The 24,438-nt window shown below is 63.0% G+C and carries 21 protein-coding genes; 10 read left to right on the top strand and 11 right to left on the bottom strand.

All coding sequences use genetic code 11. The features are described 5' to 3' along the window. Positions 1 to 95 precede the first annotated feature (95 nt). Positions 96 to 1,643 (bottom strand): murein biosynthesis integral membrane protein MurJ, encoded by a 1,548-nt coding sequence (murJ, locus tag AC54AG_RS11800; RefSeq protein ID WP_070303849.1) that lies wholly within the window; start codon positions 1,641 to 1,643, stop codon positions 96 to 98. A 297-nt stretch (positions 1,644 to 1,940) separates the two neighbouring features. On the opposite strand from murJ, the gene rpsT reads away from it, so the two are divergent. Then, positions 1,941 to 2,207: a 30S ribosomal protein S20 gene (rpsT, locus tag AC54AG_RS11795; RefSeq protein WP_010395935.1), complete on the top strand. Its 267-nt coding sequence runs from the start codon at positions 1,941 to 1,943 to the stop codon at positions 2,205 to 2,207. A gap of 156 nt (positions 2,208 to 2,363) precedes the next feature. Here the strand turns inward: rpsT and AC54AG_RS11790 are convergent, their stop codons facing one another. The 3 genes from AC54AG_RS11790 to AC54AG_RS11780 all read right to left on the bottom strand — a co-directional run bounded on the left by AC54AG_RS11790 (position 2,364) and on the right by AC54AG_RS11780 (position 3,890). Further along, a complete protein-coding gene (locus AC54AG_RS11790) occupies positions 2,364 to 2,807 on the bottom strand; it encodes a DUF192 domain-containing protein (protein ID WP_070303848.1) in 444 nt (147 codons plus the stop codon). 130 nt (positions 2,808 to 2,937) lie between these two features. Then, positions 2,938 to 3,216 carry a hypothetical protein gene (locus AC54AG_RS11785; RefSeq protein WP_070303846.1) on the bottom strand — a complete coding sequence of 93 codons (279 nt, stop codon included), beginning with the start codon at positions 3,214 to 3,216 and terminating at the stop codon, positions 2,938 to 2,940. A 110-nt stretch (positions 3,217 to 3,326) separates the two neighbouring features. Beyond that, positions 3,327 to 3,890, bottom strand: coding sequence for a pseudouridine synthase (locus AC54AG_RS11780; RefSeq protein ID WP_046682580.1), 564 nt, complete (start codon positions 3,888 to 3,890; stop codon positions 3,327 to 3,329). 280 nt (positions 3,891 to 4,170) lie between these two features. On the opposite strand from AC54AG_RS11780, the gene icd reads away from it, so the two are divergent. Further along, positions 4,171 to 5,424 carry an NADP-dependent isocitrate dehydrogenase gene (icd, locus tag AC54AG_RS11775; RefSeq protein WP_331777366.1) on the top strand — a complete coding sequence of 418 codons (1,254 nt, stop codon included), beginning with the start codon at positions 4,171 to 4,173 and terminating at the stop codon, positions 5,422 to 5,424. A gap of 86 nt (positions 5,425 to 5,510) precedes the next feature. On the opposite strand, the gene cspE is transcribed toward icd, so the two are convergent. Then, the gene (cspE, locus tag AC54AG_RS11770) at positions 5,511 to 5,714 is read right to left on the bottom strand and encodes a transcription antiterminator/RNA stability regulator CspE (RefSeq protein ID WP_010395943.1); all 204 of its coding nucleotides are present in this window, start codon (positions 5,712 to 5,714) and stop codon (positions 5,511 to 5,513) included. A gap of 321 nt (positions 5,715 to 6,035) precedes the next feature. On the opposite strand from cspE, the gene clpS reads away from it, so the two are divergent. From clpS to AC54AG_RS11755, 3 genes are all read left to right on the top strand, one after another. Then, the gene (gene clpS, locus AC54AG_RS11765; RefSeq protein WP_034751577.1) at positions 6,036 to 6,338 is read left to right on the top strand and encodes an ATP-dependent Clp protease adapter ClpS; all 303 of its coding nucleotides are present in this window, start codon (positions 6,036 to 6,038) and stop codon (positions 6,336 to 6,338) included. After that, positions 6,335 to 8,635, top strand: coding sequence for an ATP-dependent Clp protease ATP-binding subunit ClpA (clpA, locus tag AC54AG_RS11760; RefSeq protein WP_034751575.1), 2,301 nt, complete (start codon positions 6,335 to 6,337; stop codon positions 8,633 to 8,635). The genes clpS and clpA overlap by 4 nt, the downstream gene beginning before the upstream one ends. Positions 8,636 to 8,813: 178 nt before the next feature. Continuing rightward, positions 8,814 to 12,155 (top strand): S41 family peptidase, encoded by a 3,342-nt coding sequence (locus AC54AG_RS11755; RefSeq protein WP_496630417.1) that lies wholly within the window; start codon positions 8,814 to 8,816, stop codon positions 12,153 to 12,155. A gap of 5 nt (positions 12,156 to 12,160) precedes the next feature. Here AC54AG_RS11755 and AC54AG_RS11750 read toward each other — a convergent pair whose 3' ends face one another. The 5 genes from AC54AG_RS11750 to prpR form a co-directional block, all read right to left on the bottom strand. After that, a complete protein-coding gene (locus tag AC54AG_RS11750; protein WP_496630416.1) occupies positions 12,161 to 12,880 on the bottom strand; it encodes a LytR/AlgR family response regulator transcription factor in 720 nt (239 codons plus the stop codon). Next, entirely contained in the window at positions 12,877 to 13,932 is a 1,056-nt protein-coding gene (locus AC54AG_RS11745; RefSeq protein ID WP_496630415.1) for a sensor histidine kinase, read from the bottom strand. The genes AC54AG_RS11750 and AC54AG_RS11745 overlap by 4 nt, the downstream gene beginning before the upstream one ends. A gap of 3 nt (positions 13,933 to 13,935) precedes the next feature. Then, positions 13,936 to 14,808 (bottom strand): alpha/beta fold hydrolase, encoded by an 873-nt coding sequence (locus AC54AG_RS11740; protein WP_496630413.1) that lies wholly within the window; start codon positions 14,806 to 14,808, stop codon positions 13,936 to 13,938. A gap of 90 nt (positions 14,809 to 14,898) precedes the next feature. Continuing rightward, positions 14,899 to 15,825, bottom strand: a complete 927-nt coding sequence (locus AC54AG_RS11735) for a phytanoyl-CoA dioxygenase family protein (RefSeq protein ID WP_496630412.1) — start codon at positions 15,823 to 15,825, stop codon at positions 14,899 to 14,901. 24 nt (positions 15,826 to 15,849) lie between these two features. Beyond that, positions 15,850 to 17,472 (bottom strand): propionate catabolism operon regulatory protein PrpR, encoded by a 1,623-nt coding sequence (prpR, locus tag AC54AG_RS11730; RefSeq protein WP_496630410.1) that lies wholly within the window; start codon positions 17,470 to 17,472, stop codon positions 15,850 to 15,852. Positions 17,473 to 17,683: 211 nt separating this feature from the next. Between prpR and AC54AG_RS11725 the strand changes: the two genes are divergently transcribed. Then, entirely contained in the window at positions 17,684 to 21,343 is a 3,660-nt protein-coding gene (locus AC54AG_RS11725) for a sensor domain-containing protein (protein ID WP_496630409.1), read from the top strand. 81 nt (positions 21,344 to 21,424) lie between these two features. Here AC54AG_RS11725 and xth read toward each other — a convergent pair whose 3' ends face one another. Continuing rightward, positions 21,425 to 22,189: an exodeoxyribonuclease III gene (gene xth, locus AC54AG_RS11720; RefSeq protein ID WP_496630408.1), complete on the bottom strand. Its 765-nt coding sequence runs from the start codon at positions 22,187 to 22,189 to the stop codon at positions 21,425 to 21,427. Positions 22,190 to 22,759: 570 nt separating this feature from the next. Here xth and AC54AG_RS11715 point away from each other — a divergent pair. From AC54AG_RS11715 to AC54AG_RS11700, 4 genes are read left to right on the top strand one after another with little or no spacing between them, the layout of a single operon-like run. Next, on the top strand, positions 22,760 to 23,131 hold the full coding sequence (locus tag AC54AG_RS11715; RefSeq protein ID WP_034751548.1) for a phiTE_015 family protein: 372 nt from the start codon (positions 22,760 to 22,762) through the stop codon (positions 23,129 to 23,131). A gap of 10 nt (positions 23,132 to 23,141) precedes the next feature. Next, positions 23,142 to 23,330, top strand: a complete 189-nt coding sequence (locus AC54AG_RS11710) for a DUF1653 domain-containing protein (RefSeq protein ID WP_034751545.1) — start codon at positions 23,142 to 23,144, stop codon at positions 23,328 to 23,330. 33 nt (positions 23,331 to 23,363) lie between these two features. After that, positions 23,364 to 23,834 (top strand): CreA family protein, encoded by a 471-nt coding sequence (locus tag AC54AG_RS11705; RefSeq protein WP_034751542.1) that lies wholly within the window; start codon positions 23,364 to 23,366, stop codon positions 23,832 to 23,834. Positions 23,835 to 23,851: 17 nt separating this feature from the next. Further along, on the top strand, positions 23,852 to 24,370 hold the full coding sequence (locus AC54AG_RS11700) for a hypothetical protein (protein WP_496630406.1): 519 nt from the start codon (positions 23,852 to 23,854) through the stop codon (positions 24,368 to 24,370). The last annotated feature ends 68 nt before the right edge of the window (positions 24,371 to 24,438 follow it).

Here is a 24,438-nt window from a genome sequence, read left to right as displayed (position 1 = left end):
GCTTACGCTGCAATGAAAAAAACCCGCTTCGGCGGGTTTTTTTTCGTCTGGATCAGCTGCTTGATGCAAGACGCCGGCAACAGCATCCCGCGCAATCACGCGTGGCGCTTGAAGTCGCGGAAGCGGAAGCCAACTATAAAGAGAGTGGCAAAGTACGCCACGCCGCACAGGGCCACCACCAGGGCCAGCGCGCCTGCCCGCAGCAACGGATGGGCTTGCATGGCGATCCAGTCGATGCGCACGGCGCCCGCATACGCCACGCCACCCATCACGATGAGTGCCGGCAGCAGGCGCAGGAAGAACTTGGCCCAGCCCGGTTTCGGCTGGTAGATGCCGCGCCTGCGCAAGCCCCAGTACAGGAAGCTGGCGTTCAGGCAGGCGCCCAGGCCGATCGACAGGGCCAGGCCGGCCACGGCGATATACGGCACGAACAGCAGATTCATCAGCTGTGTGGCGATCAGCACGCCGATGGCGATCTTCACGGGCGTACGGATGTCCTGGCGCGCATAGAAGGCGGGCGCCAGGGTCTTGACGAGGATGATGCCGATCAGGCCCAGGCTGTAGGCCACGAGTGGCTGCGTCGACATGGTCACGGATTCGGCCGTGAACTTGCCGTAGTGGAAGAGGGTGGCGATCAGTGGCGTGGCCAGGGTCGCCATGCCGACGGCGGCGGGCAGGGCCAGCAGGAAAGTCAGGCGCAAGCCCCAGTCCAGCAAGGCCGAGTATTCCGTCTTGTCGCCATCCACGTTCGCCTTCGACAGGCTGGGCAGCAAGATGGTACCCAGGGCCACGCCCAGCATGGCGGTGGGGAATTCCATCAGGCGGTCCGCATACGACAGCCAGGAAATGCTGCCCTCGGCCAGGCGCGACGCGATGCTCGTGTTGATCATCAGGCTGATCTGCGCGGCCGAGACGGCGAACACGGCTGGTCCCATCTTCTTCAGCACGCGGCGCACGCCGCCGTCGGACAGGCCGATGGCGGGATTGATCGACAGGCGCGGCAGCATGCCGATCTTGATCAGCGCAGGAATCTGGATGGCCACCTGCAGCAGGCCGCCGGCGAACACGGCAATGGCCATGGCGTAGATCGGCTGTTTCAAATAGGGCGCGAGGAACAGCGAGGCGGCGATGAATGACAGGTTCAGCAGCACCGGCGTGAACGCGGGAATCTTGAATTCGCGCCAGGTATTCAAGATGCCGCCGGCCAGGGCGACGAAGGACATGCAAGTAATATAAGGGAACATCAAGCGCGTCATCCACACGGCCGCGTCAAAAGCGCCCGCATCCTTGGTCAGGCCCGTGGCGATCAGATACACGAACCAGGGCGCGCCGATGATGCCGATGGCGGACACGAGCAGGGTGGCCCAGACGAGCGTGGTGGCCACGTGGTCGGCCAGCTGCTTGCTCGCTTCCTGGCCGTGCTGGTTCTTGTATTCAGACAAGATCGGCACGAAGGCTTGCGAGAACGCCCCCTCGGCAAACAAGCGGCGCAACAGGTTGGGGATGCGGAAGGCAACAATGAAGGCGTCCGTGTAGGCGCCGGCGCCAAAGGCGCGCGCGAACAGGCTTTCGCGCAATAATCCGGTTACACGGGACAGCATGGTCATGCTGGAGATGGCGGCGAGGGTTTTAAGCAAGTTCATGGGGGCAGATTATAGCCGGGCGCGGTACCGTTAAACGGTTAAAATATGGTAACAATTGCCGCCGATTCGCCCTTGCCCGCCCCATTTTCACGTGTTTTTGGCGTGACACACGGTTTTTTGATTTGCCCCCGCTTGAAAATATCGCTATAATCGAAGGCTGTACAGAATTCTGTTACGCAGACACTAATGTTTGACAGGCACTGGTTTGGCACACATGGTTCGGCAGACGCACAGAACGCACCGGTTGGCAAACACTAATGTTTGCAAACGCACTTTGACCCTGTTTTAGGAAATTCCATGGCAAATACCGCACAAGCGCGCAAACGCGCTCGTCAAGCAGTTAAGCAAAACGCACACAATTCGTCCCAACGTTCGACCTTGCGCACGGCTATCAAAGCTGCTCGCAAAGCGATCCAGGGCGGCGACAAGGCAGCTGCTGCTGCAATCTTCCAAGCATCCGTGTCGACCATCGACCGTATCGCTGACAAGAAGATCATCCACAAAAACAAGGCAGCTCGCCATAAGAGCCGTCTGGCAGCTGCTTTGAAAGCACTGTCCGCTTAATATTCGCCAGCAGGCAAGCCACCACGGTGGCCTTGTCTGTGCCGGTACGCTGGCACTGGTTGAAAAGCAAAAACCCGCAGATTCGTTCTGGCGGGTTTTTTCGCGTTTTTATTCGGATTTTTAAGGCCGCATCCGCTAGCGGCCCGCCGCCATGGCCTAGCGCGCCGCCGGCAAGTTGCCGATGCTCATGCCTGGTTTGATGTTCTTTTGCTTGAACCAGCCCAGATGCATTTCCAGCGCATAGCGCACAGGCACGGTCTTCGTGGAGCAATGGCTGTCGAGCGTGTGCGGCTGCATGTCTTCGATGTTGACGATCTTGCCGCTGGCATCGATAAAGGCCACCGACAGGGGCAGCGGCGTGTTTTTCATCCACATGCATTGCGTGGATGGGTTGCCAAAGACAAACAGCATGCCTGCATTGGCCGGCATCTTTTCACGGTACATCAAGCCCTGTTCGCGCTGCTCTTCCGTGGCGGCCACTTCCGCCTGGATCAAATGCATGCCGGCCGACAGTTGCAAGCTCTTTGTTTGCGCCTGGGCCATGCTGGCGCAAGACAGCAGGGCGATGGACAGGCTGAGACGGCAAAGGGAATTTTTCATGGGGCGGGACGGTGGCTGCGAAGCGGCGATTAAGCCACGCTGGCGGCCGGCTGGTCAAGCATGCTGCCCGGCCGCATCGAAAGCGTGGGGTTACAGCAACATGCTCGCCATCGTCAGCCCGGGACTGCGCTTATTTCACGGGCTTGCCCGCTTCAGCGGCCGGCTGCTTCGTCTTGCGCGCCTGGGGAATCAGGCGCGGCGCATCGGTTGCGGCCGATGCGTTGACGGAGGCGGACGCCGGCGGCACGGGCTTGCTGGCGTCGGTGGCGGCCGAGGCGTGGCTGGCTGCCGATGCGGGTGGCGGCTTGACGGCATCGGTCGCGGCGGATGCGTGCACCTGGGCGCCCGACTGGGCCAGTGCGGCGCCGGCAAGCAGGGATGCGGCCAGGGTCGAAATTATTTTTTTCATCATCTTTCCTTTTCCGTCATGTTGAGGTTAGATGATTTTAATGCATTATCTAAAAATAAATAGTGCTTATTGGAAAAATTCGCTACCGTCGCCGCTCTTTCTTGTGCTGCTTAGGCCTTGCCAATGTTTTCGGCTGGCACTTCGCACCATTCGCCGGGCATCAATGGATGGCTGGCCAGCGAGAACGGGCCGATGGCGCTGCGCACCAGGCGCAGGGTGGGCAGGCCGACGGCCGCCGTCATGCGCCGCACTTGGCGGTTTTTTCCTTCTTTCAAGGTGATCGCCAGCCACGAGGTCGGCTTGTCGGCGCGCGCGCGGATCGGCGGATTGCGGGGCCACAGCCAGTCCGGCTCGGCGATGCGCACGGCCTTGCACGGCTTGGTGATGAAGTCGCCCAGGTCCAGCGGCGCCTGCAGGCGCGCCAGGCTGGCCGCATCGGGCACGCCGTCGACCTGCACCAGGTAGGTTTTCGCTTCCTTGCGGTCCGGGTGGCTGATTTCATGCTGCAGGCGGCCGTCGTCCGTCAGCAGCAGCAAGCCTTCGCTGTCGGCGTCGAGCCGGCCGGCCGGATAGATGCCGGGGATGGTGAGATGGTCGGCCAGGGTGGTGCGGCCGTCCTGCGGCGAAAACTGGCACAGGACCTGGAATGGTTTATTGAAGAGAATAAGTGGCATGCTGGATAAATGGATGCAAACGATGGTGGCTGCTGGTCGGCGCCGCAAAAGCGTGGCGCCCTGTAAGATACTGGTGCATAATGTGAAACGTTAGTCTTATGTCTTATAGAAGACTATGGCGATGCGCTTCTTTGGCGATGCGGATGGCCCGGGTGTTCTTTCCCTGCTAAAGTGCGTTGTTGCCGCCCTGTTCGGACTTGTTTTTGTAAACTCTGCAACCGCAGAGCGCGTCGCCGGCCTGTGTTGCCCGCCAGCGGTGTGTCCCACTTCGGAGATCACGATGTATCAACATATCACTGTACCTGCTGACGGCCAAAAAATCACCGTCAACGCCGATTTTTCGCTGAATGTACCAGATAATCCCATCGTTCCCTTCATTGAAGGCGATGGCACGGGCATCGATATCAGCCCGGTCATGATCAAGGTGATCGACGCTGCCGTGGCCAAGGCCTACGGCGGCGCGCGCAAGATCATCTGGATGGAAATCTACGCAGGCGAAAAATCGACGAATGTGTACGGCCCCGATGTGTGGCTGCCGGAAGAAACACTGGAAGTACTCAAAGATTACGTGGTGTCCATCAAGGGCCCGCTGACGACGCCTGTCGGCGGCGGCATCCGTTCGCTGAACGTGGCCCTGCGCCAGCAGCTCGATCTGTACGTCTGCCTGCGCCCCGTGCGCTACTTCACGGGCGTGCCGTCGCCCGTGAAAGAGCCGGAAAAGACGGACATGGTGATTTTCCGCGAAAACTCGGAAGATATCTATGCCGGCATCGAATACCAGCAAGGCTCGCCCGAAGCCAAGAAATTGATGGATTTCCTCGTCAATGAAATGGGCGTGACGAAGATCCGCTTCCCGGCCACGTCGGGCCTGGGCATCAAGCCCGTGTCCATCGAAGGCACGGAGCGCCTCGTGCGCAAGGCCATCCAGTACGCGATCGACAATGACAAGCCATCCGTGACGATCGTGCACAAAGGTAATATCATGAAGTATACGGAAGGCGGCTTCCGCGACTGGGCATATGCGCTGGCGCAAAAGGAATTTGGCGCCGAACTGATCGATGGCGGTCCATGGTGCAAGTTCAAGAATCCGAAGACGGGCCGCGACGTCATCGTCAAGGATTCCATCGCTGACGCGTTCCTGCAACAGATTCTGCTGCGTCCGGCCGAATACAGCGTCATCGCCACCCTGAATCTGAACGGCGATTACATTTCCGATGCGCTGGCGGCGCAAGTGGGCGGCATCGGCATCGCGCCAGGCGCCAACCTGTCCGATTCCGTCGCCATGTTCGAAGCGACGCACGGCACGGCGCCGAAGTACGCGGGCAAGGACTACGTCAATCCCGGTTCCTTGATCCTGTCGGCGGAAATGATGCTGCGCCACATGGGCTGGCTGGAAGCGGCCGATCTGGTCATTTCCTCGATGCAGAAATCGATCGCCTCGAAGCGCGTCACCTATGATTTCGCCCGCCTGATGGAAGGCGCGACGCAAGTGTCGTGCTCCGGTTTCGGCGAGGTGATGATCGAGCACATGTAATAGAGGGGCAGGGCGCCGTGTGCCCTGCGGACGAAAAAAAACCCCGTTCGAAAACGGGGTTTTTCACATCTGAGGGCCGGCGATGCTTAGGCTGCTTGGATGTTGGAAGCTTGCTTGCCTTTAGGGCCTTGCGTGACTTCGAATTGAACTTTTTGACCTTCTTTGAGGGTCTTGAAACCGTTCATGTTGATTGCGGAGAAATGAGCAAACAAATCTTCGCCGCCATCATCTGGAGTGATGAAGCCAAAACCTTTGGAATCATTGAACCACTTAACTGTACCTGTTGCCATAAAAAGAACTTTCAAAATTAAAACAAATCACACGAGCCATAAAAGCAAGAAGCTTCTTGCCCCCTCCTCGACGTCTCACTTCTTATCAAGCTGTACATTACTGCAACAGTCGATACAGCATTGTTGGCGGAATAAATAATGAAGTCAAGCGCTTTTCCATCGATATTGCCAAATTCTTCACGACAACCAAAAAAGCAACTCTTGATTTTGACGGCAAGGTCGCCATCTGCGCACTATTAAGAAAACGCGTAAGATTGAAAACAATTGGAAAGGCGTAGATATTGCGCATGACAACCACTGTGAAAGCATTAGAATAAGCGTATGGCAACCAAGCACGACACAGAAACCCTGCTGGAGCGGCAAGTGCTGAAGCCGCCACCGCTCTACCAGGTGGCCTTGCTCAATGACGACTACACCCCGATGGAATTCGTGGTGGCCATCATTCAGGAGTATTTCAACAAGGACCGTGAAACGGCGACGCAAATCATGCTCAGTGTTCATCGCTACGGCAAAGGAGTGTGCGGCGTGTTCTCTAAAGATATAGCGTGTACCAAAGTGGAGTTCGTTTTAACGCATGCGCGCAAGGCGGGGCATCCCCTGCAGTGCGTGATGGAGGAAGTATGATTGCGCAGGAATTAGAAGTAAGTTTGCACATGGCGTTTGTCGAAGCTCGGCAGGCACGGCACGAATTCATCACGGTTGAGCATCTACTGCTGGCACTGCTGGACAATCCCTCCGCTGCCGAGGTGTTGCGTGCCTGCGCGGTCAATATTGAAGACCTGCGCAAGACCCTCACCAATTTCATCGGCGATAACACGCCGACCGTGCCTGGCACGGGCGAAGTCGACACCCAGCCGACGCTTGGTTTCCAGCGCGTGATCCAGCGCGCCATCATGCACGTCCAGTCCGCCTCGAACGGCAAGAAGGAAGTCACGGGCGCCAATGTGCTCGTGGCCATCTTCGGCGAAAAGGATTCGCATGCTGTTTACTACCTGCACCAGCAGGGCGTGACGCGCCTGGACGTGGTCAATTTCATCTCGCACGGCGTGCGCAAGGACCAGTCGACGGAAAGCGCGAAAGCCTCCGAAGGCGTGGAAGAAGCGCCCGTCGATGGCCAGCCGAAGGAAAGCCCGCTCGACCAGTTCACGCAAAACCTGAACAAGGCCGCTGCCGAAGGCAAGATCGATCCGCTGATCGGCCGCGAGGAAGAAGTCGACCGCGTGATCCAGATCCTGTGCCGCCGCCGCAAGAACAATCCGCTGCTCGTCGGCGAGGCGGGCGTGGGCAAGACGGCCATCGCCGAAGGGCTCGCTTACCGCATCACGCAAAGCGACGTGCCGGAAATCCTGCAGAATGCCGTCGTGTATTCGCTGGACATGGGTGCCTTGCTGGCCGGTACCAAATACCGCGGCGACTTCGAACAGCGCCTGAAAGCCGTGCTGAAACAGTTGAAGGACAATCCGAACGGCATCCTGTTCATCGACGAGATCCACACCATCATCGGTGCGGGCTCGGCGTCGGGCGGCACCCTCGATGCGTCCAACCTGCTGAAACCGGCACTGGCGAATGGCCAGCTGAAATGCATCGGCGCGACCACGTACACGGAATTCCGCGGCGTGTTCGAGAAAGACCATGCGCTCTCCCGCCGCTTCCAGAAAGTGGACGTCAACGAGCCGACCGTCGAGCAAACCGTGCAAATCTTGCGCGGCCTCAAATCGCGCTTCGAAGAGCACCATGGCGTGAAATACTCGGCCTCGGCCCTGTCGACGGCGGCTGAACTGGCGGCGCGGTTCATCAACGACCGCCATCTGCCCGACAAGGCGATCGACGTCATCGATGAAGCGGGCGCGGCGCAGCGCATCTTGCCGAAGTCGAAGCAAAAGAAAACCATCGGCAAGGCCGAGATCGAGGACATCATTGCCAAGATCGCGCGCATTCCGCCGCAAACGGTCAACCAAGACGACCGCAGCAAGCTGCAGACGATCGACCGCGACTTGCGCAATGTCGTGTTCGGGCAAGATCCCGCCATCGACGCGCTGGCTTCGGCCATCAAGATGGCCCGTGCCGGCCTGGGCAAGACGGACAAGCCGATCGGCTCCTTCCTGTTCTCCGGTCCGACCGGCGTCGGCAAGACCGAGGTGGCCAAGCAACTGGCCTTCATCCTCGGTATCGAGCTGATCCGTTTCGACATGTCGGAATACATGGAACGCCACGCCGTCAGCCGACTGATCGGCGCGCCGCCGGGTTACGTCGGTTTCGACCAGGGCGGCTTGCTGACGGAAGCGATCACCAAGAAGCCGCATGCGGTCTTGCTGCTCGATGAAATTGAAAAAGCCCATCCGGATATTTTCAATATCCTGCTGCAAGTGATGGATCACGGTACCTTGACGGACAACAATGGCCGCAAAGCCGATTTCCGCAACGTGATCATCATCATGACGACCAATGCGGGCGCGGAAAGCTTGCAAAAGACGTCGATCGGCTTCACGAATTCGAAGCAGGCGGGCGACGAGATGGCCGACATCAAGCGCATGTTTACGCCGGAGTTCCGCAACCGTATCGACGCGACCATCAGTTTCCGCGCGCTGGACCAGGAAATCATCCTGCGCGTTGTCGACAAGTTCCTCATGCAGCTGGAAGAGCAGTTGCACGAGAAAAAGGTCGAAGCCGTGTTTACCGAGAAGCTGCGTGCTTTCCTCGGCAAGAAAGGCTTCGATCCGCTGATGGGCGCGCGGCCGATGGCGCGCTTGATCCAGGACATGATCCGCAAGGCCCTGGCCGACGAGCTGCTGTTCGGCCGCCTGGTCACCGGTGGACGTGTCACCGTCGACCTCGACGACAAGGACCAGGTCTTGCTGGAATTCCCGGAACCGCCAGATGCGGCACCGACGGCTGCGCCAGAAACGGTGGAAGTAGAGTAATCGGCTCCTTCGCCAAGTGCGATCCAGAAACCCGCCCACGCAAGTGGCGCGGGTTTTTTTACGTCTTTGTGGGCAATAAAGAAGGTTTTCTTTGGCCATAGTTATGCCAGAATTGCTGTCCGGTATCGACATGATGTCCATGCCGTCTCATCGCCCTGACCGCTATCTGGATGCCCACATGAAAATTTCCCGCAATCTCGCCTTGCTCCTGTTGTCCGCCGGCCTGCTGGCTGACGCTGCCGCCGCGCCTGCCGGCAGCTATTTCCGTTTTCCCGCCGTGCGCGGCGACACCGTCGTCTTCACGGCCGAAGGCGATTTGTGGAAAAGCAATCTACGCGGTGGCGCGGCGCAGCGCCTGACCACGCATCCCGGCTATGAAACGAACGCGGCGATTTCGCGCGACGGCCAGTGGCTGGCGTTTTCCGCCGCTTACGAAGGGGCGCAGGAAGCGTATGTGATGCCGCTGGCGGGCGGCTTGCCGCGCCGCATTTCGTATGACAATGGCGGCGTGCTGGTGCTGGGCTGGACGGCGCAGGGCGAGGTGCTGGTCAGCACGCAAAATACGGACGGTCCCGCTTCGCGCCGCATCGTCGCCGCCATCGATCCCGTGAAACAGACGCGGCGCGTATTTCCCGTGGCCGACGCCAACGACGCCGTGCTCGACGACTCTGGCAAGACGCTGTTCTTCACGCGTTTCGGCCTGGCCATGACCAACGACAATGTGCGCAACTACCGCGGCGGCGCGCATGCCACCCTGTGGCGCTATGAGCTCGATGGCAAGGGAGAGGCCGTGCGCATGCATACGGAGCCTGCCGTGTTGGCGGGCAACAACAAGCGCCCCATGTGGTGGCAGGGCAGAGTCTATTACATCAGCGACGAGGGCGGCAGCGACAATCTGTGGAGCATGCTGCCCGACGGCTCCGACCGCCGCGCCTTGACGACCCATACGCAGTGGGATGTGCGCAATGCGCAGCTGGGCGATGGCAAGATCGTGTATCAATTGGGCGCTGATTTGCACGTGCTGGACCTGGCGGCAGGCACGGACTCGCCGCCATTGCCGATCAGCCTCGTGTCCGACTTCGACCAGCAGCGCGCGCGCCAGATCCGTTCGCCGCTCGACACCCTCTCCAACGTGCAGCTATCGGGCAAGGATGAGTGCATCATCCTGACGGCGCGCGGCAAGGTCAGCATCGCCGGCACGGGCAGCCTGCGCCGTGTCGACATCGCCATTCCCGATGGGGCAAGGGCGCGCGACGCCGTCTTTTCCAGCGACGAGAAATCCGTCTTCGCCATCGTCGACACGAGCGGAGAGAATGAAATCTGGAAGTACGCCGCCGATGGCTCGGGCAAGGGCGAGCAACTGACGACGCAGGGCGACAACCACCGCTGGAAACTGTATCCGTCGCCGGACGGGCGCTGGCTGGCCCACACGGATAAAAAGGGGCGTTTCTGGCTGCTGGACCTGGCGACCAGGGGCAACCAGCTGATCGACGACGCGGGCAAGGCGGGCGTGGACAAGCACGACGAAGTGCAATGGTCGCCCGACAGCCGCAACCTGGCCATCGTGCGCGTGGCCAGCAACGAGCAGCGCGAGCAGATCGGCCTGTATAACCTCGCATCGAAACAGCTGCAGTTCGTCACCAGCGACCGCTACACGTCCGGTTCGCCCGTGTTTTCGCCCGACGGCAAGTGGTTGTACTTCCTGTCGGCGCGCAATTTCCAGCTGGCCAACGGCTCGCCGTGGGGCGACCGCAACATGGGTCCCGTGTTCGACAAGCGCGTCGGCGTGTATGCGCTGGCACTGCAGCCGGGCAACCGTTTCCCGTTCCAGCCCGACGATGAGCTGAGCCGTCCTGGCGTCAAGCCGCCCGAGACGGACGATGAAAAGGTGGCCGAGCAGGCGGCGGAAAAGGCATTGGAAAAGGCCGGCGGCAAGTCGGCCGTGAAGAAAGCGCCGGCTGCCTTGCCGGCCATCGTCAGCCAGGGCCTGGCCGAGCGTTTATATGAAGTGCCGCTGGCGGCGGGCAACTACAGCGCGCTGGCCGCCGACGACAAACGCCTGTATTTCCTCGAGCGCGACAGCGGCGAGAACAAGTCCAGCCTGAAGACGCTTGCCATTGGCAATGCGGGCTCCAAGCCGGAACTGCTTGTGGCCAATGTGCGCGAATTCGACCTGGCGCAAGATAAAAAGCATTTGTACTACAGGACGGCGGCAGCCACCGGCCCGGGCGAGATGCTGGTGATCGAGGCGGGCGCCAAGCTGCCGGCCGACCTGTCGAAAGCCAAGGTCAAGGTCGATGACTGGACGTTTGTGTCGAATCCGCGCCTGGAATGGAAGCAGATGTTCAACGATGCCTGGCGTTTGCACCGCGACTTCCTGTACGACGCGAAGATGCGGGGCGTGAACTGGAAGGCGGCGCGCGACAAATATGCGCCGCTGGTCGAGCGGGTCACGGACCGCGCCGAGCTCAATGACGTGCTGGGCATGATGGTGGCCGAAGTGGGCGCCCTGCATTCGCAGATACGTCCCGGCGAATTGCGCCGCACGGAGCAGGAAGGCACGCCGGCGGGCCTGGGCGCCGTGCTGGCGCGGACAAACGACGGCTACCGGGTCGAACATGTCTACCGCAGCGAAGCAGAATTGCCCTCCGCGCGCGCGCCGCTGTCGCGCCCCGACGTGGACGTGAAGGCGGGCGACGTGATCACGGCCGTCAACGGCAAGGACGTGCTGGCCGCGCGCGATATTAGCGATTTGCTGTTGAACCAGGCCGACAAGCAGGTGCTGCTGCAGGTCAAACGGAGCAAGGGCGCGCCGCGCGCCGTCATCGTCACGCCCGTCAACATGGCGAAACAGACGGCGTTGCGCTATGGCGACTGGGAACTGAGCCGCGCCGAGCAGGTGGCCGCCGCCTCGCAGGGACGCATCGGCTACCTGCACCTGCGCGCCATGGGCGCCAATGACATCGCTTCGTTCGCGCGCGATTTTTACGCCAACATCAACCGCGAAGGCTTGATCATCGACGTGCGGCGCAATAACGGCGGCAATATCGACAGCTGGATCATTGAAAAACTGCTGCGCAAGGCCTGGGCTTACTGGGCGCCGCCTGGCGTGCAGCCGTCGTCGAATATGCAGAACACCTTCCGCGGCCACCTGGTGGTGCTGGTCGATGAGCTCACGTATTCCGATGGCGAGACCTTCGCGGCCGGCATCAAGGCATTGAAACTGGCGCCGCTGGTGGGCAAGCGCACGGCCGGCGCCGGCGTCTGGCTCAGCGACAATACGCGCCTGGCCGACAATGGCATGGCGCGCGTGGCGGAAAATGGCCAGTTCGGCATCGATGGCCAATGGCTGATCGAAGGCGTGGGCGTGGTGCCGGATGTGGAGGTGGAAAACCCGCCGCACGCCACCTTCAATGGCGCCGACCGCCAGCTGGAAGTGGCGCTCGACATGCTGGCGAAAAAGCTCAAGGAGCAGCCGCGCCCCGCCTTCCAGGCGCAGCCGATCCCCGCGCTCAGGTAGTCCCGCTACAGGCCGCAGGCGGCCTTGAACTGCTGCGCGCGGCGGCGCGACACCTCGACCACGCTGCCGTCCAGCAGGTGCAGGGCTAGGCCATCGGCGGCGTTCGGCGCCAGCTGCGCCACCTGCTCCAGGTTGACGATCTGGCGCCGGTTGGCGCGCAGGAACAGGGCCGGATCGAGCTTTTCTTCCAGCTGGTTCAGGGTGCGCAGCATCAGCGGACGCTGTGCGCCGAAATGCACGCGCGTGTAGTTGCCTTCCGATTCCAGCAGGCGGATATCGCCAAACGCGACGAACCAGCAGCGTTCCCCGTCCTTGATGAAGACCTTGCGCGGCGCGGGCGGCGGCACGGCTTGCGCCCGCGCGCCGGCGCGCGCCAGGGCCGTGGCCAGGCGCGCCGCCTGCACGGGTTTTTGCAGGTAGTCGAGGGCGCTCACCTCGAACGCCTGCAGCGCGTACTGGTCGAAGGCCGTGCAAAAGATGACGTCGGGCGCATCATCGAGCGCGGCCAGCAGGTCGAAGCCGGAGCCGCCCGGCATCTGCACGTCGAGCAGCAGCAGGTCGGGGCGCAGCTTGCCGATCTGCGCGACGGCGTCGGCCGCGCTGGCCGCCTCGCCCACGATCTCCACGGCGCCGCACTGCACATGCGGCGCCAGCAGCCGCCGCAGCTCGGCGCGCGCCAGGCGCTCGTCATCGACCAGCATGACCTTGAGCGGCGATCCGTTCATGGCCGCTCCGGCAGGTCGATGGTGGCGTAGACCCAGCCCGCCTCTTGGCGCAAGGCCAGGCTGGCGCGCTCGCCGCAGGCCAGCTGCAAGCGCTGGCGCGCATTGCGCAAGCCGATGCCGGTGGAGCCGGACGCGCCGCGCAGTTCGCCCGTGTTGGCCACCTCGATCCGCAGCATGTCCACGCCGGTGCTGCGCTGCGCGGCAATGCGGATGTCGCCGCCATCGGCGCTCGCTTCGACGCCATATTTGACGGCGTTTTCCACCAGCGTTTGAACGGCCATGGGCGGCACGCGCACATGTTCCAGAGTGGGCGCGCTGATCTCGATCGCGAAGCTGACGCGCAGGCGTTCCTCGAAGCGTATCTGCTCGATGGCCAGGTAAGCGCGCACGGCGTCCAGTTCGGCCGCCAGCGGCACGGTGGCGTGCTGGCCCGACTGCAGCGCGTGGCGCATCAGCTTGGCTAGCTGGTCGATCATGTGCGCGGCCGCGTCGCGGTCTTCGAAGATCAGCGCGCGCACGCTATTGAGGCTGTTGAAGAAGAAATGCGGATTGACTTGCGCCTGCAGGGCGCGCAGTTCCGCTTCCCGCCCATGCAGCTGCAGGCGCAGGGTTTCCGCTTCCAGGTGGGCGGCGCGCCGCAGCGACAGCGCGGTAAAGTAAAACACCGTCCAGGTCAAAAATACCCCGAACCAGAACAGCAGCGCACCGGGCAGCCAGGCCAGACCACGCAGCACATCGGGTGGATACATGACGTGGAAGGCGGCCGTCACGCTGGCCGTCTGGATGGCGGCCAACAGCAATAATGATGGCAGCACGCGTGTCCAGCGCATGCCGCTCGCCACCCAGCCGCGCCGGAGCAGGACGCCATGCCACAGGTGCGACAGCAGCAGCCCGCCCAGCGAACCCCAGCAGGCAATCGCCACGACGATGCGCAGCTGCGAGGAGCCGCCATACACGCTGTTGAACAGGGTGAGCGCGCCCCAGCCGGCCAGCTGGAAGGTCCAGTACCAGTTGATCCTGGCCAGCAGCGGCCGGTGCAAGGGTGCGTTCATTGCCTAGTCCAGGAACTGTTCGATGCGCGCAACCATCCAGTCCGGCTGGTCGTACATGATGAAGTGGCGCGCCGTGTCGGCCAGCGCGATCTGCACGCCGGGCAGCTGTGCGTACTGCTGCTGGAAGGTCGCTTCGATGGCGGTGCGCGGCGCGTAATCCTTGTAGGCGATCCAGGTCCCCAGCACCAGGGTCGGCGATTTTATTTTCGCCACGTCCTGGCGCAGGTCGCTGGCAATCAGGGTGCCCATGGCCTTGATCACCGTTTCGCGGTCCGAGCGCTGGCCCCAGCCGATGATGCGTTCCACGTCGGCCGGTGCGCTGGCCATGCTGCTTACCGTGCGGCGCTGGCTGGCGGCGTAGGTGGCGCCATCCTGCGCGCGCATGGCCGCTTGCATCTGGCTTGACATGGCTTGCAGCTGCGGCGGCGTGATGGAGGGCAGCTGCGTCGCGCCCAGCGCCGGCAGCGAGTCGACGATCAGCAGCTTGCCCGTCTGCTGCGGATGGTCGATGGCCATTTTCAGGGCCAGGAAGCCGCCCAGGCTATGTCCGATGATGGCCGGCTGGCCCAGTTTTTGGGTGCCGATGTAGTCGGCCAGTTGCTGCTCCGCCTGCGCCAGCAGGTCGCCTTCGATGGGCGCCGCGCCGGCAAAGCCGGCCAGTGTCAGCACGTGGCATTGGCGCGCGGCTTGCGGGCCGCACAGGCGCGCCACTGTGCCTTGCCAGACTTCGCCCGATGACGCCAGGCCGGGAATCAGGATCAGCGGGCGGCCCTGGCCCGTGACCTCGGCCGTGAAGGCTGTGGGCGCGGCGGCCTGGCCGGCGCCCGCCAGCAGCACGCCGGCGAGCAGGATACAAGTTTGCAGTGTTCGTTTCATTGGTTACTCCTCCTTGACGACCATGCTAGCGGCGAGGGCATGCGGCCGCCAGCGCTGCGGGATGAGCGGCGGCAGGGCGGGATGAGCGGTTCATATCCACACATCCTGGTCCTGGCAATGGTCGGGAAGGTAGGTCAGGTACTGCACCATGCGCGGCGCCGGGCCGCGGTTGGGCGTGGCGCAATGGGGCAGGGCCTGGTGCCAGATGATGAAATCGCTGGCCATGCCGTCGACGGGCACGGGCCGCAAGTTGTCGACCGCCCATTCGCGCGGCTGGCGGCCCGGTGGCACTTGCCGCAGCCAGTCGGCCATGCGGTGCTGGAAGCCGGGCACGCAATGGAAGGCGCCGTGCTGCGCGGGACAGTCGCTCAGGTACAGCATGCCTTGCAGCTTGAAGGGCACCGGCTGTTGCAGGCTGACGTCCCAGTGCAGGGCGCTTCCAAGGAAGCGGTGCTGCGGTGTTTCCGGCGGATTGAAACTGACCTTGTCGATGCTGGCGTAGATGCCGGTGCCGGTACCGTACAGTTGCTGGAAGGCGTGGCGGATGTGCGCGTTGTGGCGGTTTTCCTCGAGGGCCCGATGGTCGGAAAACTGCAGCATCAGGCCCCGCTTGCCCGGGTGCGGCTGGTACCACGATGCCGGATCATCGGGGCTGGCGCCCAGATATTCCCAGATGGCCGCCCGGGCAGCTGCGCACTGCGCGCGCGGCACGGCGCCGCGCAGCACCAGATAGCCGTGCTCCTCGAAATGGCGCAGCTCTGCGGCGGACAGCACGTCCTGGTGGGGGCTGGCGGCGTGCGCCGGACGGATGCGCGTGCGGCCAGCCAGCCACGCCTGAAAGGCTGCCAGGGTAGGGCGTTGCTGGAACAGGAACTGCATGGCGTCTTCCATCGAAATGCCGCGCGCGTACAGGGCCTTGATGTCGCGGTGGTCGCGCGCCAGCCCCTGGTTGCCGCTCGCGCCACCATGTCCCGTGCAGCGTTGCCATAATTCGAGCAGGTGAGGCCAGTCGTCCATGGTGAGTAGGGAATGGTTGAAAAATCAGCCGGCGCGCAGGCGGCGCCACAGCGTGGTGCGGCTGATGCCGAGGTAATGGGCGGCGGCGTCGCGGCGCCCGCCGAAGCGCGCCAGTACGGCGCTGGCGCTTTCGACTTCCAGGCGTGGCGCGCTGGCGGCAGGCGCCGGCGGCAGCGCCGGCGTGCCGGCAGCGTTGGCCAGTTCCGGCGCCACGCCCAGCACGAAGGCGGGCGTCAGCGCCTGCAGCGGTTCGGCGGCCAGGAACAGGGCCAGGCGCTCGGCCAGGTTGCGCAGTTCGCGCACATTGCCGGGCCAGCCGTAGCGGCGCAGCAGCGGCGCGCAAGCCTGGATTTCCGCGTGCAGGTTGGGGTGCGGACGCGCGCCCAGCGCGGCCAGCGCATTTTTCAGCGACCATTCGGCCAGGCCGGGAATATCGCTGGCGCGTTCGCGCAAGGCGGGCAAATGCAGGCGCAGCACGGCCAGGCGGTAGAACAGGTCGGCGCGGAAGCGTCCTTCGCGGATGCGCTGTTCCAGGTCGCAGTGCGTGGCGCTGATGATGCGCACATTGATGGCGATGGGCCGCGTGCCGCCCACGCGCACCACTTCGCGCTCTTCCAGCACGCGCAGCAGGCGCGTTTGCAGGGCCAGCGGCATTTCGCCGATTTCGTCGAGGAACAGGGTGCCGTGGTTGGCCGCTTCGAACAGGCCCGCATGGCCGCCCCGGCGCGCGCCCGTGAAGGCGCCGTCCTCGTGGCCGAACAGTTCTGATTCCAGCAAGGACTCGGCGATGGCGCCGCAATTGATGGCGATGAAAGGCCGGTTAGCGCCCAGGCTGCGCGGGCTTTCGCGGTGGATCGCCTGTGCCACCAGTTCCTTGCCGCTGCCCGTCTCGCCCTGGATCAGCACCGTCGCCGGCGAGCGCGCATACAGCACCACCGACTGGCGCAGCGCTTCCATCGCTTCCGATTCGCCGCGCAGATCGTGCAGGCCGTGCCGTGCGCGCAGGGTGTCGGCCACCACCGCGCGGCGTCCCCGCGTCGATTCGATCTGCGTCAGGCGCGCCAGCTCCAGCGCATCGTCGAAGGCGCGCCGGATGGCCGTGGCCGAATACACGAAGACGGCGGCCAGCCCGGCCTCTTCGGCCAGGTCGGTGACGAGGCCCGCGCCGACGACGGCTTTCACGCCGGCCGCCTTCAGTTCATTGATCTGCGCGCGCGCGTCTTCCTCGGTGGCGTAGGTGCGCTGCGCGATCTGGAAGCCGAAGGTGGCGGCGAATTCGGCCAGTTCCGGCATCGGGTCCTGGTAGGTAACGACGCCGATGTGCGGCGAGATGCGCCGCGCGCGCGCCAGCGCCTGCATCACGTCGTAGCCGCTGGCCTTGGCGATGATGACGGGTACCGACAGCCGGCCTTTCAGGTAGGCGCCGTTCGAGCCGGCGGCGATGACGGCGTCGCAGCGCTCGGTGGCCATGCGTTCGCGGATATGGCGCACGGCGTCGTCGAAGCCCAGGTTGATCGGTTCGATCGTCGCCAGGTCATCGTACTCGAGCGTGATGTCGCGGAACAGGTCGAACAGCCGCGAGACGGAGACGGTCCAGATGACGGGTTTGTCGCGGTGATCGAGCGGAGGTTGGGGAGGGCGGCGCATGCTTTATTCTAAACGATTTGTTTCATTTTCTTGCCATGCAACGCGGTTGCAACAATCGTGTTGCAAGTGGTTTGTGGCGTTTCAGATATTGCCAATGAGGAATATGAAAAAACCCCGGGAAACTGGTTTATGATCTGACAGCACCATGATGCTTGTGAGAATTTTTGCCCAGGCACATGTTTATCTCGTCCTTAACCGTCCCATGGTGTCCATGAACCGCGTACCGACCAGTCCCGATTTCATCGCCGATGCCTTGCAGTTGATCGCCTTGCCGGCCTGCGCCTGCGATGCCTGCGGCATGGTGGTGGCGGCGAATGGTGCGTTGCAATCCTTGCTGGGCACGGATATAGCGGGCCGGCTGCTGGCCGACTGTTTTACGGACGCCTACCGCGCGTCGAGCACGAGCATGCTGCGCGGCGCGCTCGGTGCGGCCGGGCGCGAGCGGCAGTGGGACAGCAGTCTGCAAGGGGTATCTGGCGCCATCGCCGTGCAGGTCTGGTCGAGGCCGCTGCTGGTGGACGACGGCTTGCCGGGCGCGACCCTCGTGTTTGCCGACATCCGCGTGCAGCAGCGCGACCAGCAAGCCTTGCGCAAGTCCATGCTCGAGCAGCAGGCCATCCTGGAAAGCGCGGCCGTCGGCATCATCTTTTCCAAGGGCGGCTTCATCGAGGAGTGCAATATCCGCGCCGCCGAGATGCTCGGCTATGCGCGCCATCAGCTGACGGGCATGCCGGGCGCGGTGCTGTACCGCTCCGCCGAGCATTGCCGCGCCCTGGGACTGGAAGCGGCGCCGCTGCTCTCGAAAGGCAAGCCATACCGCACGGAGCTGGAATTGCGGCGCCAGGATGGCACTTTGTTCTGGAGCCGTTTGCACGGGCGCGCCGTCGATCCCCTCAATACGCATGACGGCACGGTCTGGATCATCGAAGATATCAGTGACCACCGGCGCGATGAAGACCAGCTGCGCCGCGCCATGCTGGAAATGCAGGCCGTGATGGACAACGCGCCGCTGGCCATCGGCTTCCAGCGCGACAAGGGCGTGCTGCGCTACAACCGGCGCTTCGCCGAATGCTTCGGCTTCGATGGCGACAGCGGCGTAGGCCTGGCCGTCGCCGACCTGTATCCGTCGCGCGCGGCGTACGAGAGCGTCGTGCGGCAAGCCGCTCCCCTGCTGCGGCGCGGCCTGCCGTTCCAGGGCGAGATGGAGATGCGCCGCCGCGATGGCTCCACGTTCTGGGCGCTGGCCTACGGCTATGTGCTGAATCCGGAAAACCAGTCCGACCGCGCGCTGCGCGACACGATCTGGCTGTTCGACGACCGCAGCGCGCAGAAGGCGGCCGAGGAGGCGACGCGCCAGCTGATGCTCGAGCAGCAGGCCATCCTCGACAATGCCTCCGTCGGCATCCTGTTTTCGCGTTCGCGCCTGATCCTGCGCTGCAATCCCCGCTTCGCCGAAATGTTCGGCTACACGCAGGACGAGATGATCGGCCTGCCCGCCGCCGAGCTGTTTCCCTCGCCCGCCGCCTACGAGGCATTCGGCGTGCAAGCCACTCCGCTGCTGGGACAGGGCTTGCCTTACGAGCAGGACGAATCGCTGTTCCGCCGCCGCGACGGCAGCCTGTTCTGGTGCCGCATCCGCGCCAAGGCCGTCGATCAGACGCACAGCGAGCAGGGCGCCATCTGGATCCTCGAAGACATCACGGCCAGCCGCCAGGCGCAGATGGAAGTGGCGGCCATCATGACGAATGCCTCGGTCAGCATCCTGTACACGAAGAACCGCCAGATCACGCGCTACAACCTGGGCTTTGCCGCGATGTTCGGCTACAGCGGCGACGAGGCGCTGGGCCTGCCCGGGCGCGCGCTGTACGTGTCGCAGCAGTCCTACGATTTGCTGGGCGCGGCCGCGTTTCCCTTCCTGTCCGTCGGCAAGCCGTTCCAGACGGAAGTGGAGATGATGCGCCGCGACGGCAGCACTCTGTGGGCGCAACTGATCGCCTATGTCGTCAATCCGGACGACCCGGCCGCCGGTACCATCTGGATCATCGAGGACCGCACGGAAGCCAAGCGCGCGGAAGAATCCCTGCGCAACGCGCTGCTGGAAAACCAGGCCATCCTCGACAGCGCCGTGCTGGGCATCTCGGTGATAGAGGGCGGCTACAATTTGCGCGCCAACAGCAAGATGGAAGAGCTGTTCGGCTATGGCCCGGGCGAGATCAACGGCCTGTCCGTGCAGGCCCTGTATCCGGACGTGGCCGCGTGGAAGGTGGCGCGCGGCGAGACGGCGCGCGATTTCGAGGCGGGCAGGGTCCACATGTCGGAATACCAGCTGGTGCGCAAGGATGGCAGCCGCTTCTGGGCGCGCCTGTCCGGCCGGCCGTTCGACCTGGCGCATGCGCATGGCCGTTCCGTGTGGCTGGTCGACGACGTGACGGCGCGCCGCGAGGCGGCCGAGGCGGTGCGCCGCGCGCGCGACGAACTGGAATTGCGCGTGCAGGAACGCACGGCCGAACTGGCCGGCGCCAACCTGCTGCTGCAGGGCGAGATCGCCGAGCGGCGCCAGGCCGAGGCGCGCGTGCACCACATGGCTTACCACGACAACCTGACGGGCTTGCCGAACCGCGCGCTGCTGTCGGACCGGCTGGAACGGGCCATGCTGGCCTCGCAGCGCTCGGGGCGCAAGCTGGCCGTGATGTTCATCGACCTCGACCGCTTCAAGACGATCAACGATTCGCTCGGCCACATGACGGGCGACTTGCTGCTCAAGGAAGTGGCCGCCCGGCTGTGCGGCGCCGTGCGCGCCAGCGACACGGTGGCGCGCCTCGGTGGCGACGAATTCGTCGTGCTGGTGCCCGGCATCCGCGGCGGCGACGAAGCGGCGCGCGTGGCCGAAAAGATCATCGAGGCGCTCACGCCCGCCTTTCCGCTCGACGGCCATGTGCTGCACGTGACGCCATCGATCGGCATCTGCGTGTATCCGGACGATGGCGGCGACGTCGACGCCCTGATGCGCCATGCCGATGCGGCCATGTATCACGCCAAGGGCAATGGCCGCAACAACTACCAGTTCTTCACGCAGACGATGAACCAGGCGGCGGCCCTGCATTTTGATCTGGAAAGCAGCTTGCGCACGGCGCTGGCGCTGCAGCAGTTCGAGCTGGTTTACCAGCCGATCATCGATATCGCCACGCGCCGCCTGCACGGCATGGAAGTGCTGCTGCGCTGGCGCCGTCCGGGCCACGGCCTGGTGCTGCCGGACCGCTTCATTCCCATCATGGAGGAAAACGGCTTGATCGTGCCCGTGGGCGAGTGGGTGATGCGCCAGGCGTGCGAGCAAAGCATGGCCTGGCAGCGCATGGGCTTGCAGCCCGTGCCGCTGGCGGTGAACCTGTCGCCGCGCCAGTTCATGCACAAGGGCCTGGTGGCGGCGATTGGCGCCGTGGTGCGGGAAACGGGCATCGATCCGTCACTGCTGGAATTCGAGATCACCGAGACGGCGCTGATGCAGCACGGCGAGCATACGCTGGAGATTCTGCGGCAGATCAATGGCATGGGCCTGCGCCTGTCGATCGACGATTTCGGCACCGGCTATTCCAGCCTCGCTTACCTGAAGCGCTTCCCCGTGAAGAAGGTCAAGATCGACCGCGCCTTCATCAAGGACCTCGAGCACAGCGCGGAAGACCGCGCCATCGTGGCGGCCATCATCGCGCTGGCCGACAGCCTGCAATTGTCGGCCGTGGCCGAAGGGGTGGAAACGGAAGAACAGTTCGCGCTGCTGCAGGCGAACGGCTGCCGCTATGCGCAGGGCTATCTGTTTTCCGCGCCGGTTCCAGCGGCCAATGCGCAATCGCTGCTGGAACGTCTTCCCGCTTAGTCGATCGTCGCGATGAGGGGTGCATGGTCGGACGGCTGTTGCCAGTTGCAAGTGGTCCCCTGTCGATGATGCCCGTATCGGTCAGTCGATAGTGGCGACGACCGGCGCGTGGTCGGACGGCTGTTCCCACTTGCGGGGCACGCGGTCGATCACGCAAGCCTTGCAGCGGCCAGCCAGGGCGGGCGAGAGCAAAATATGGTCGATGCGCAGGCCCTTGTTCAGGCGGAAGCCCAGCTGGCGGTAATCCCACCAGCTGAACGATTTGTCCGCCTGTTCGAACAGGCGGAAAGCGTCCGTCAGACCGATGTCGAACAGGCGCTGCAGGGCGGCGCGTTCCTTGTCCGAGACCAGTACCTGGCCAGCCCAGGCGACAGGGTCGTGCACGTCGCGGTCGTCGGGCGCGATATTGTAGTCGCCGACGACGGCCAGCTGCGGGTGCTGCAGCGCTTCTTCGGCCAGCCAGTCGTGCAGGGCGGACAGCCAGCCCAGCTTATATTCGTATTTGTCCGAGTCGACGCTCTGGCCGTTCGGCACGTAGGCGCAAACGACGCGCACCCCGCCGATGGTGGCGGCCAGGATGCGCTGCTGCGCATCTTCATAGCGGGGGTTGTTCTTGACCACGTCGGTGATCGGCAGCTTCGACAGGATGGCCACGCCGTTGTAGGTTTTCTGGCCGCTGAAGACCACCTGGTAGCCGGCCGCCTCGATCTCGGCGACGGGGAACTTGTCATCCGTGAGCTTGGTTTCTTGCAAGCACAGTATGTCGATCGGGTTGTCGGTCAGCCATTGCAGCACTTGCGGCAGGCGCACTTTGAGCGAGTTGACGTTCCAGGTGGCGAGTTTCATGGGAAAAATCCTTGCTTGAATAGGTGGCGATAGGCGCGAATCTTACCGCATGCGTGTCGATGGCGTCCTGCCCCGCTTACCGGGCATGGGCTTTATTTACTAGCAGGAAAAAAGGGGTGCCAATAAAGTATTTGTATTTAACCAATCGTGGCGCATGAATATTATGTTTTTGTGTATCATTGATCAACCCCTATGTTTGATTTGGCATAAGTGGCTGGCGTGGCAGGCTGCGTCTCGCTGTTTAGCGCGACAAAGGTGTAAAGTTTCTCGCTAAAACGCAATAAAAACTACTAAAATGGCACAATGTAACAACTGTGTCATACAGCTTTGTTACAGCCCAGTTAAGAACCGAACAGGAAGCAGTTGTAATTAGTTGTAATTGCTATTCCGATTACATGACCACTGTGCCGGGGACGGAGTGTCAATTCCATCCCTGGCGCCGCCAGACTTGTTATATAAATTGCAGTACTGTATCTATGAGACTGTTTTGCGACATCAATAGATGGTACTATTTTGAAATGTTGCAGTTTTAATAGTGAGACTTGCGCGTAGCATTTGCAAAGGAAGAAAATGCGAACTGCATTTGAAGCGTGGGCGCAGCGTGACGGCCACATTGTGCGGCGAAGAGAAGACAAACCGGATGAGTACCTGATTTTCGAGACCCAGCGCCGCTGGGTTATCTGGCAGGCAGCTCTGACGCATGGCAAGACGGCTGCCAAGCCGCGCGTGAGCGCGGCCGAAAAGGCGGCGAAAGCCCAGCGCGCGCTGGAAATGTCCTCCGATGAAGCGACCGTGCGCAACAAGGTGCTCAATGAGGTGCTCGACGCCTTCAGCGGCGCCGATGGCGCGGCCGGCATGGAAGGCATACTGAAAGTGATCCAGGGCCTGAAGCAGAAGCAGAAGGCGCTGGCCGACGACAAGAGCGAAGATTCAACGGCTTGAGGGGACGGCGATGCGTTATCGGCACTACAAGGGCGGCATTTACGAACTGGTGTGCGAAGCCACGCTGGAAGCGGATCTGACGCCGATGATCGTCTATCGCGCCGAGGATGGTTCCATCTGGACCCGGCCGAAAGACGTGTTCTTTCAACTGATCGAAGTCGAAGGCGTCATGGTTCAGCGTTTCGCTCCCATCAACTGATGGCCGCCCGCGTGCGTGCCCGGGATTTTCTTCATGCGTAAATTGCTGCCTGCCGCTTTGGTGCTGGGCTTTGCCTGCGCCGCGGCACATGCCGAAACCATCGGTTCGGTCGACACGGTGTTCAAGCTGATCGGCCCTGACCACAAGATCGTCGTCGAAGCGTATGACGATCCGCGCGTTGCCGGCGTCAGCTGCTATCTGTCGCGCGCCAAGACCGGGGGGCTGAAGGGTGCCGTCGGCCTGGCCGAAGACAAGGCCGATGCGTCCGTGGCTTGCCGCCAGGTGGGGCCGCTGCAATTCAAGGGCAAGCTGCCGCGCCAGGAAGAAGTGTTTACCGAGCGTGCCTCGATCTTCTTCAAGCACGTGCGCGTCGTACGCATGGTCGACAGCAAGCGCAATGCGCTCGTCTACCTCGTGTATTCCGACCGCCTGATCGAGGGCAGTCCGAAGAACAGCGTCACCGCCGTCGCCGTGCCCGGCGACCAGCCGATTCCCGTCCGTTAAGCGAGCTACCCATGCGCATGCCATCGTCTGCAGCCCTTGCCGCCAGGACGCTGCTGCTGTTTGGCCTGGGCGGCTGCGCCACGTTGACGGGCAACACCGAGCAGATGGTGCTGGTGCAAACCATCCAGGACAACCGCGAGCTGACGGGCGCCGGCTGCATCCTCAGCAACGACGTGGGCAAGTGGTTCGTCACCACGCCCGGACGCATCACCATCCGCAAGAGCCAGGAACCGTTGAAGGTCGATTGCCGCAAGCATGGCTCTCCCGCCATCGCGACGGATGACCATATCGATCCCAAGCTCAATGGCAGCGTCTGGGGCAATGTCATCCTGACCCTGGGCGTCGGCTATTTCGTCGACCGCAACACGGGCGCCGGCTTCGACTACCCATCTATTTTGACCATCGTCATGCAAGACCCGTCGCGCCTGGCACCGCCGCCCGCGCCCGTCGCCGTGAAACCGCCGCCCGCCGTGCCGGAAACGGTGGTGCAGCCCAAGGTGGCGCCATCGCCGTTGCCCAATTCCGTCGTCTACTGATTCATACACACGAAAAAAAGCCGCCAGGGTCAGTGACCATGGCGGCTGCTTCGCGACGCCGGTAGCGC

The organism is Janthinobacterium sp. BCJ23, from assembly GCF_059617945.1.
This window is presented reverse-complemented; position numbering and strand designations above follow the sequence as displayed.

Bases quoted from the DNA above. Each gene is read 5' to 3' on its own strand.
- murJ (WP_070303849.1), bottom strand. From the start codon at position 1,643: ATGAACTTGCTTAAAACCCTCGCCGCCATCTCCAGCATGACCATGCTG.
- rpsT (WP_010395935.1), top strand. From the start codon at position 1,941: ATGGCAAATACCGCACAAGCGCGCAAACGCGCTCGTCAAGCAGTTAAG.
- AC54AG_RS11790 (WP_070303848.1), bottom strand. From the start codon at position 2,807: ATGAAAAATTCCCTTTGCCGTCTCAGCCTGTCCATCGCCCTGCTGTCT.
- AC54AG_RS11785 (WP_070303846.1), bottom strand. From the start codon at position 3,216: ATGAAAAAAATAATTTCGACCCTGGCCGCATCCCTGCTTGCCGGCGCC.
- AC54AG_RS11780 (WP_046682580.1), bottom strand. From the start codon at position 3,890: ATGCCACTTATTCTCTTCAATAAACCATTCCAGGTCCTGTGCCAGTTT.
- icd (WP_331777366.1), top strand. From the start codon at position 4,171: ATGTATCAACATATCACTGTACCTGCTGACGGCCAAAAAATCACCGTC.
- cspE (WP_010395943.1), bottom strand. From the start codon at position 5,714: ATGGCAACAGGTACAGTTAAGTGGTTCAATGATTCCAAAGGTTTTGGC.
- clpS (WP_034751577.1), top strand. From the start codon at position 6,036: ATGGCAACCAAGCACGACACAGAAACCCTGCTGGAGCGGCAAGTGCTG.
- clpA (WP_034751575.1), top strand. From the start codon at position 6,335: ATGATTGCGCAGGAATTAGAAGTAAGTTTGCACATGGCGTTTGTCGAA.
- AC54AG_RS11755 (WP_496630417.1), top strand. From the start codon at position 8,814: ATGAAAATTTCCCGCAATCTCGCCTTGCTCCTGTTGTCCGCCGGCCTG.
- AC54AG_RS11750 (WP_496630416.1), bottom strand. From the start codon at position 12,880: ATGAACGGATCGCCGCTCAAGGTCATGCTGGTCGATGACGAGCGCCTG.
- AC54AG_RS11745 (WP_496630415.1), bottom strand. From the start codon at position 13,932: ATGAACGCACCCTTGCACCGGCCGCTGCTGGCCAGGATCAACTGGTAC.
- AC54AG_RS11740 (WP_496630413.1), bottom strand. From the start codon at position 14,808: ATGAAACGAACACTGCAAACTTGTATCCTGCTCGCCGGCGTGCTGCTG.
- AC54AG_RS11735 (WP_496630412.1), bottom strand. From the start codon at position 15,825: ATGGACGACTGGCCTCACCTGCTCGAATTATGGCAACGCTGCACGGGA.
- prpR (WP_496630410.1), bottom strand. From the start codon at position 17,472: ATGCGCCGCCCTCCCCAACCTCCGCTCGATCACCGCGACAAACCCGTC.
- AC54AG_RS11725 (WP_496630409.1), top strand. From the start codon at position 17,684: ATGAACCGCGTACCGACCAGTCCCGATTTCATCGCCGATGCCTTGCAG.
- xth (WP_496630408.1), bottom strand. From the start codon at position 22,189: ATGAAACTCGCCACCTGGAACGTCAACTCGCTCAAAGTGCGCCTGCCG.
- AC54AG_RS11715 (WP_034751548.1), top strand. From the start codon at position 22,760: ATGCGAACTGCATTTGAAGCGTGGGCGCAGCGTGACGGCCACATTGTG.
- AC54AG_RS11710 (WP_034751545.1), top strand. From the start codon at position 23,142: ATGCGTTATCGGCACTACAAGGGCGGCATTTACGAACTGGTGTGCGAA.
- AC54AG_RS11705 (WP_034751542.1), top strand. From the start codon at position 23,364: ATGCGTAAATTGCTGCCTGCCGCTTTGGTGCTGGGCTTTGCCTGCGCC.
- AC54AG_RS11700 (WP_496630406.1), top strand. From the start codon at position 23,852: ATGCCATCGTCTGCAGCCCTTGCCGCCAGGACGCTGCTGCTGTTTGGC.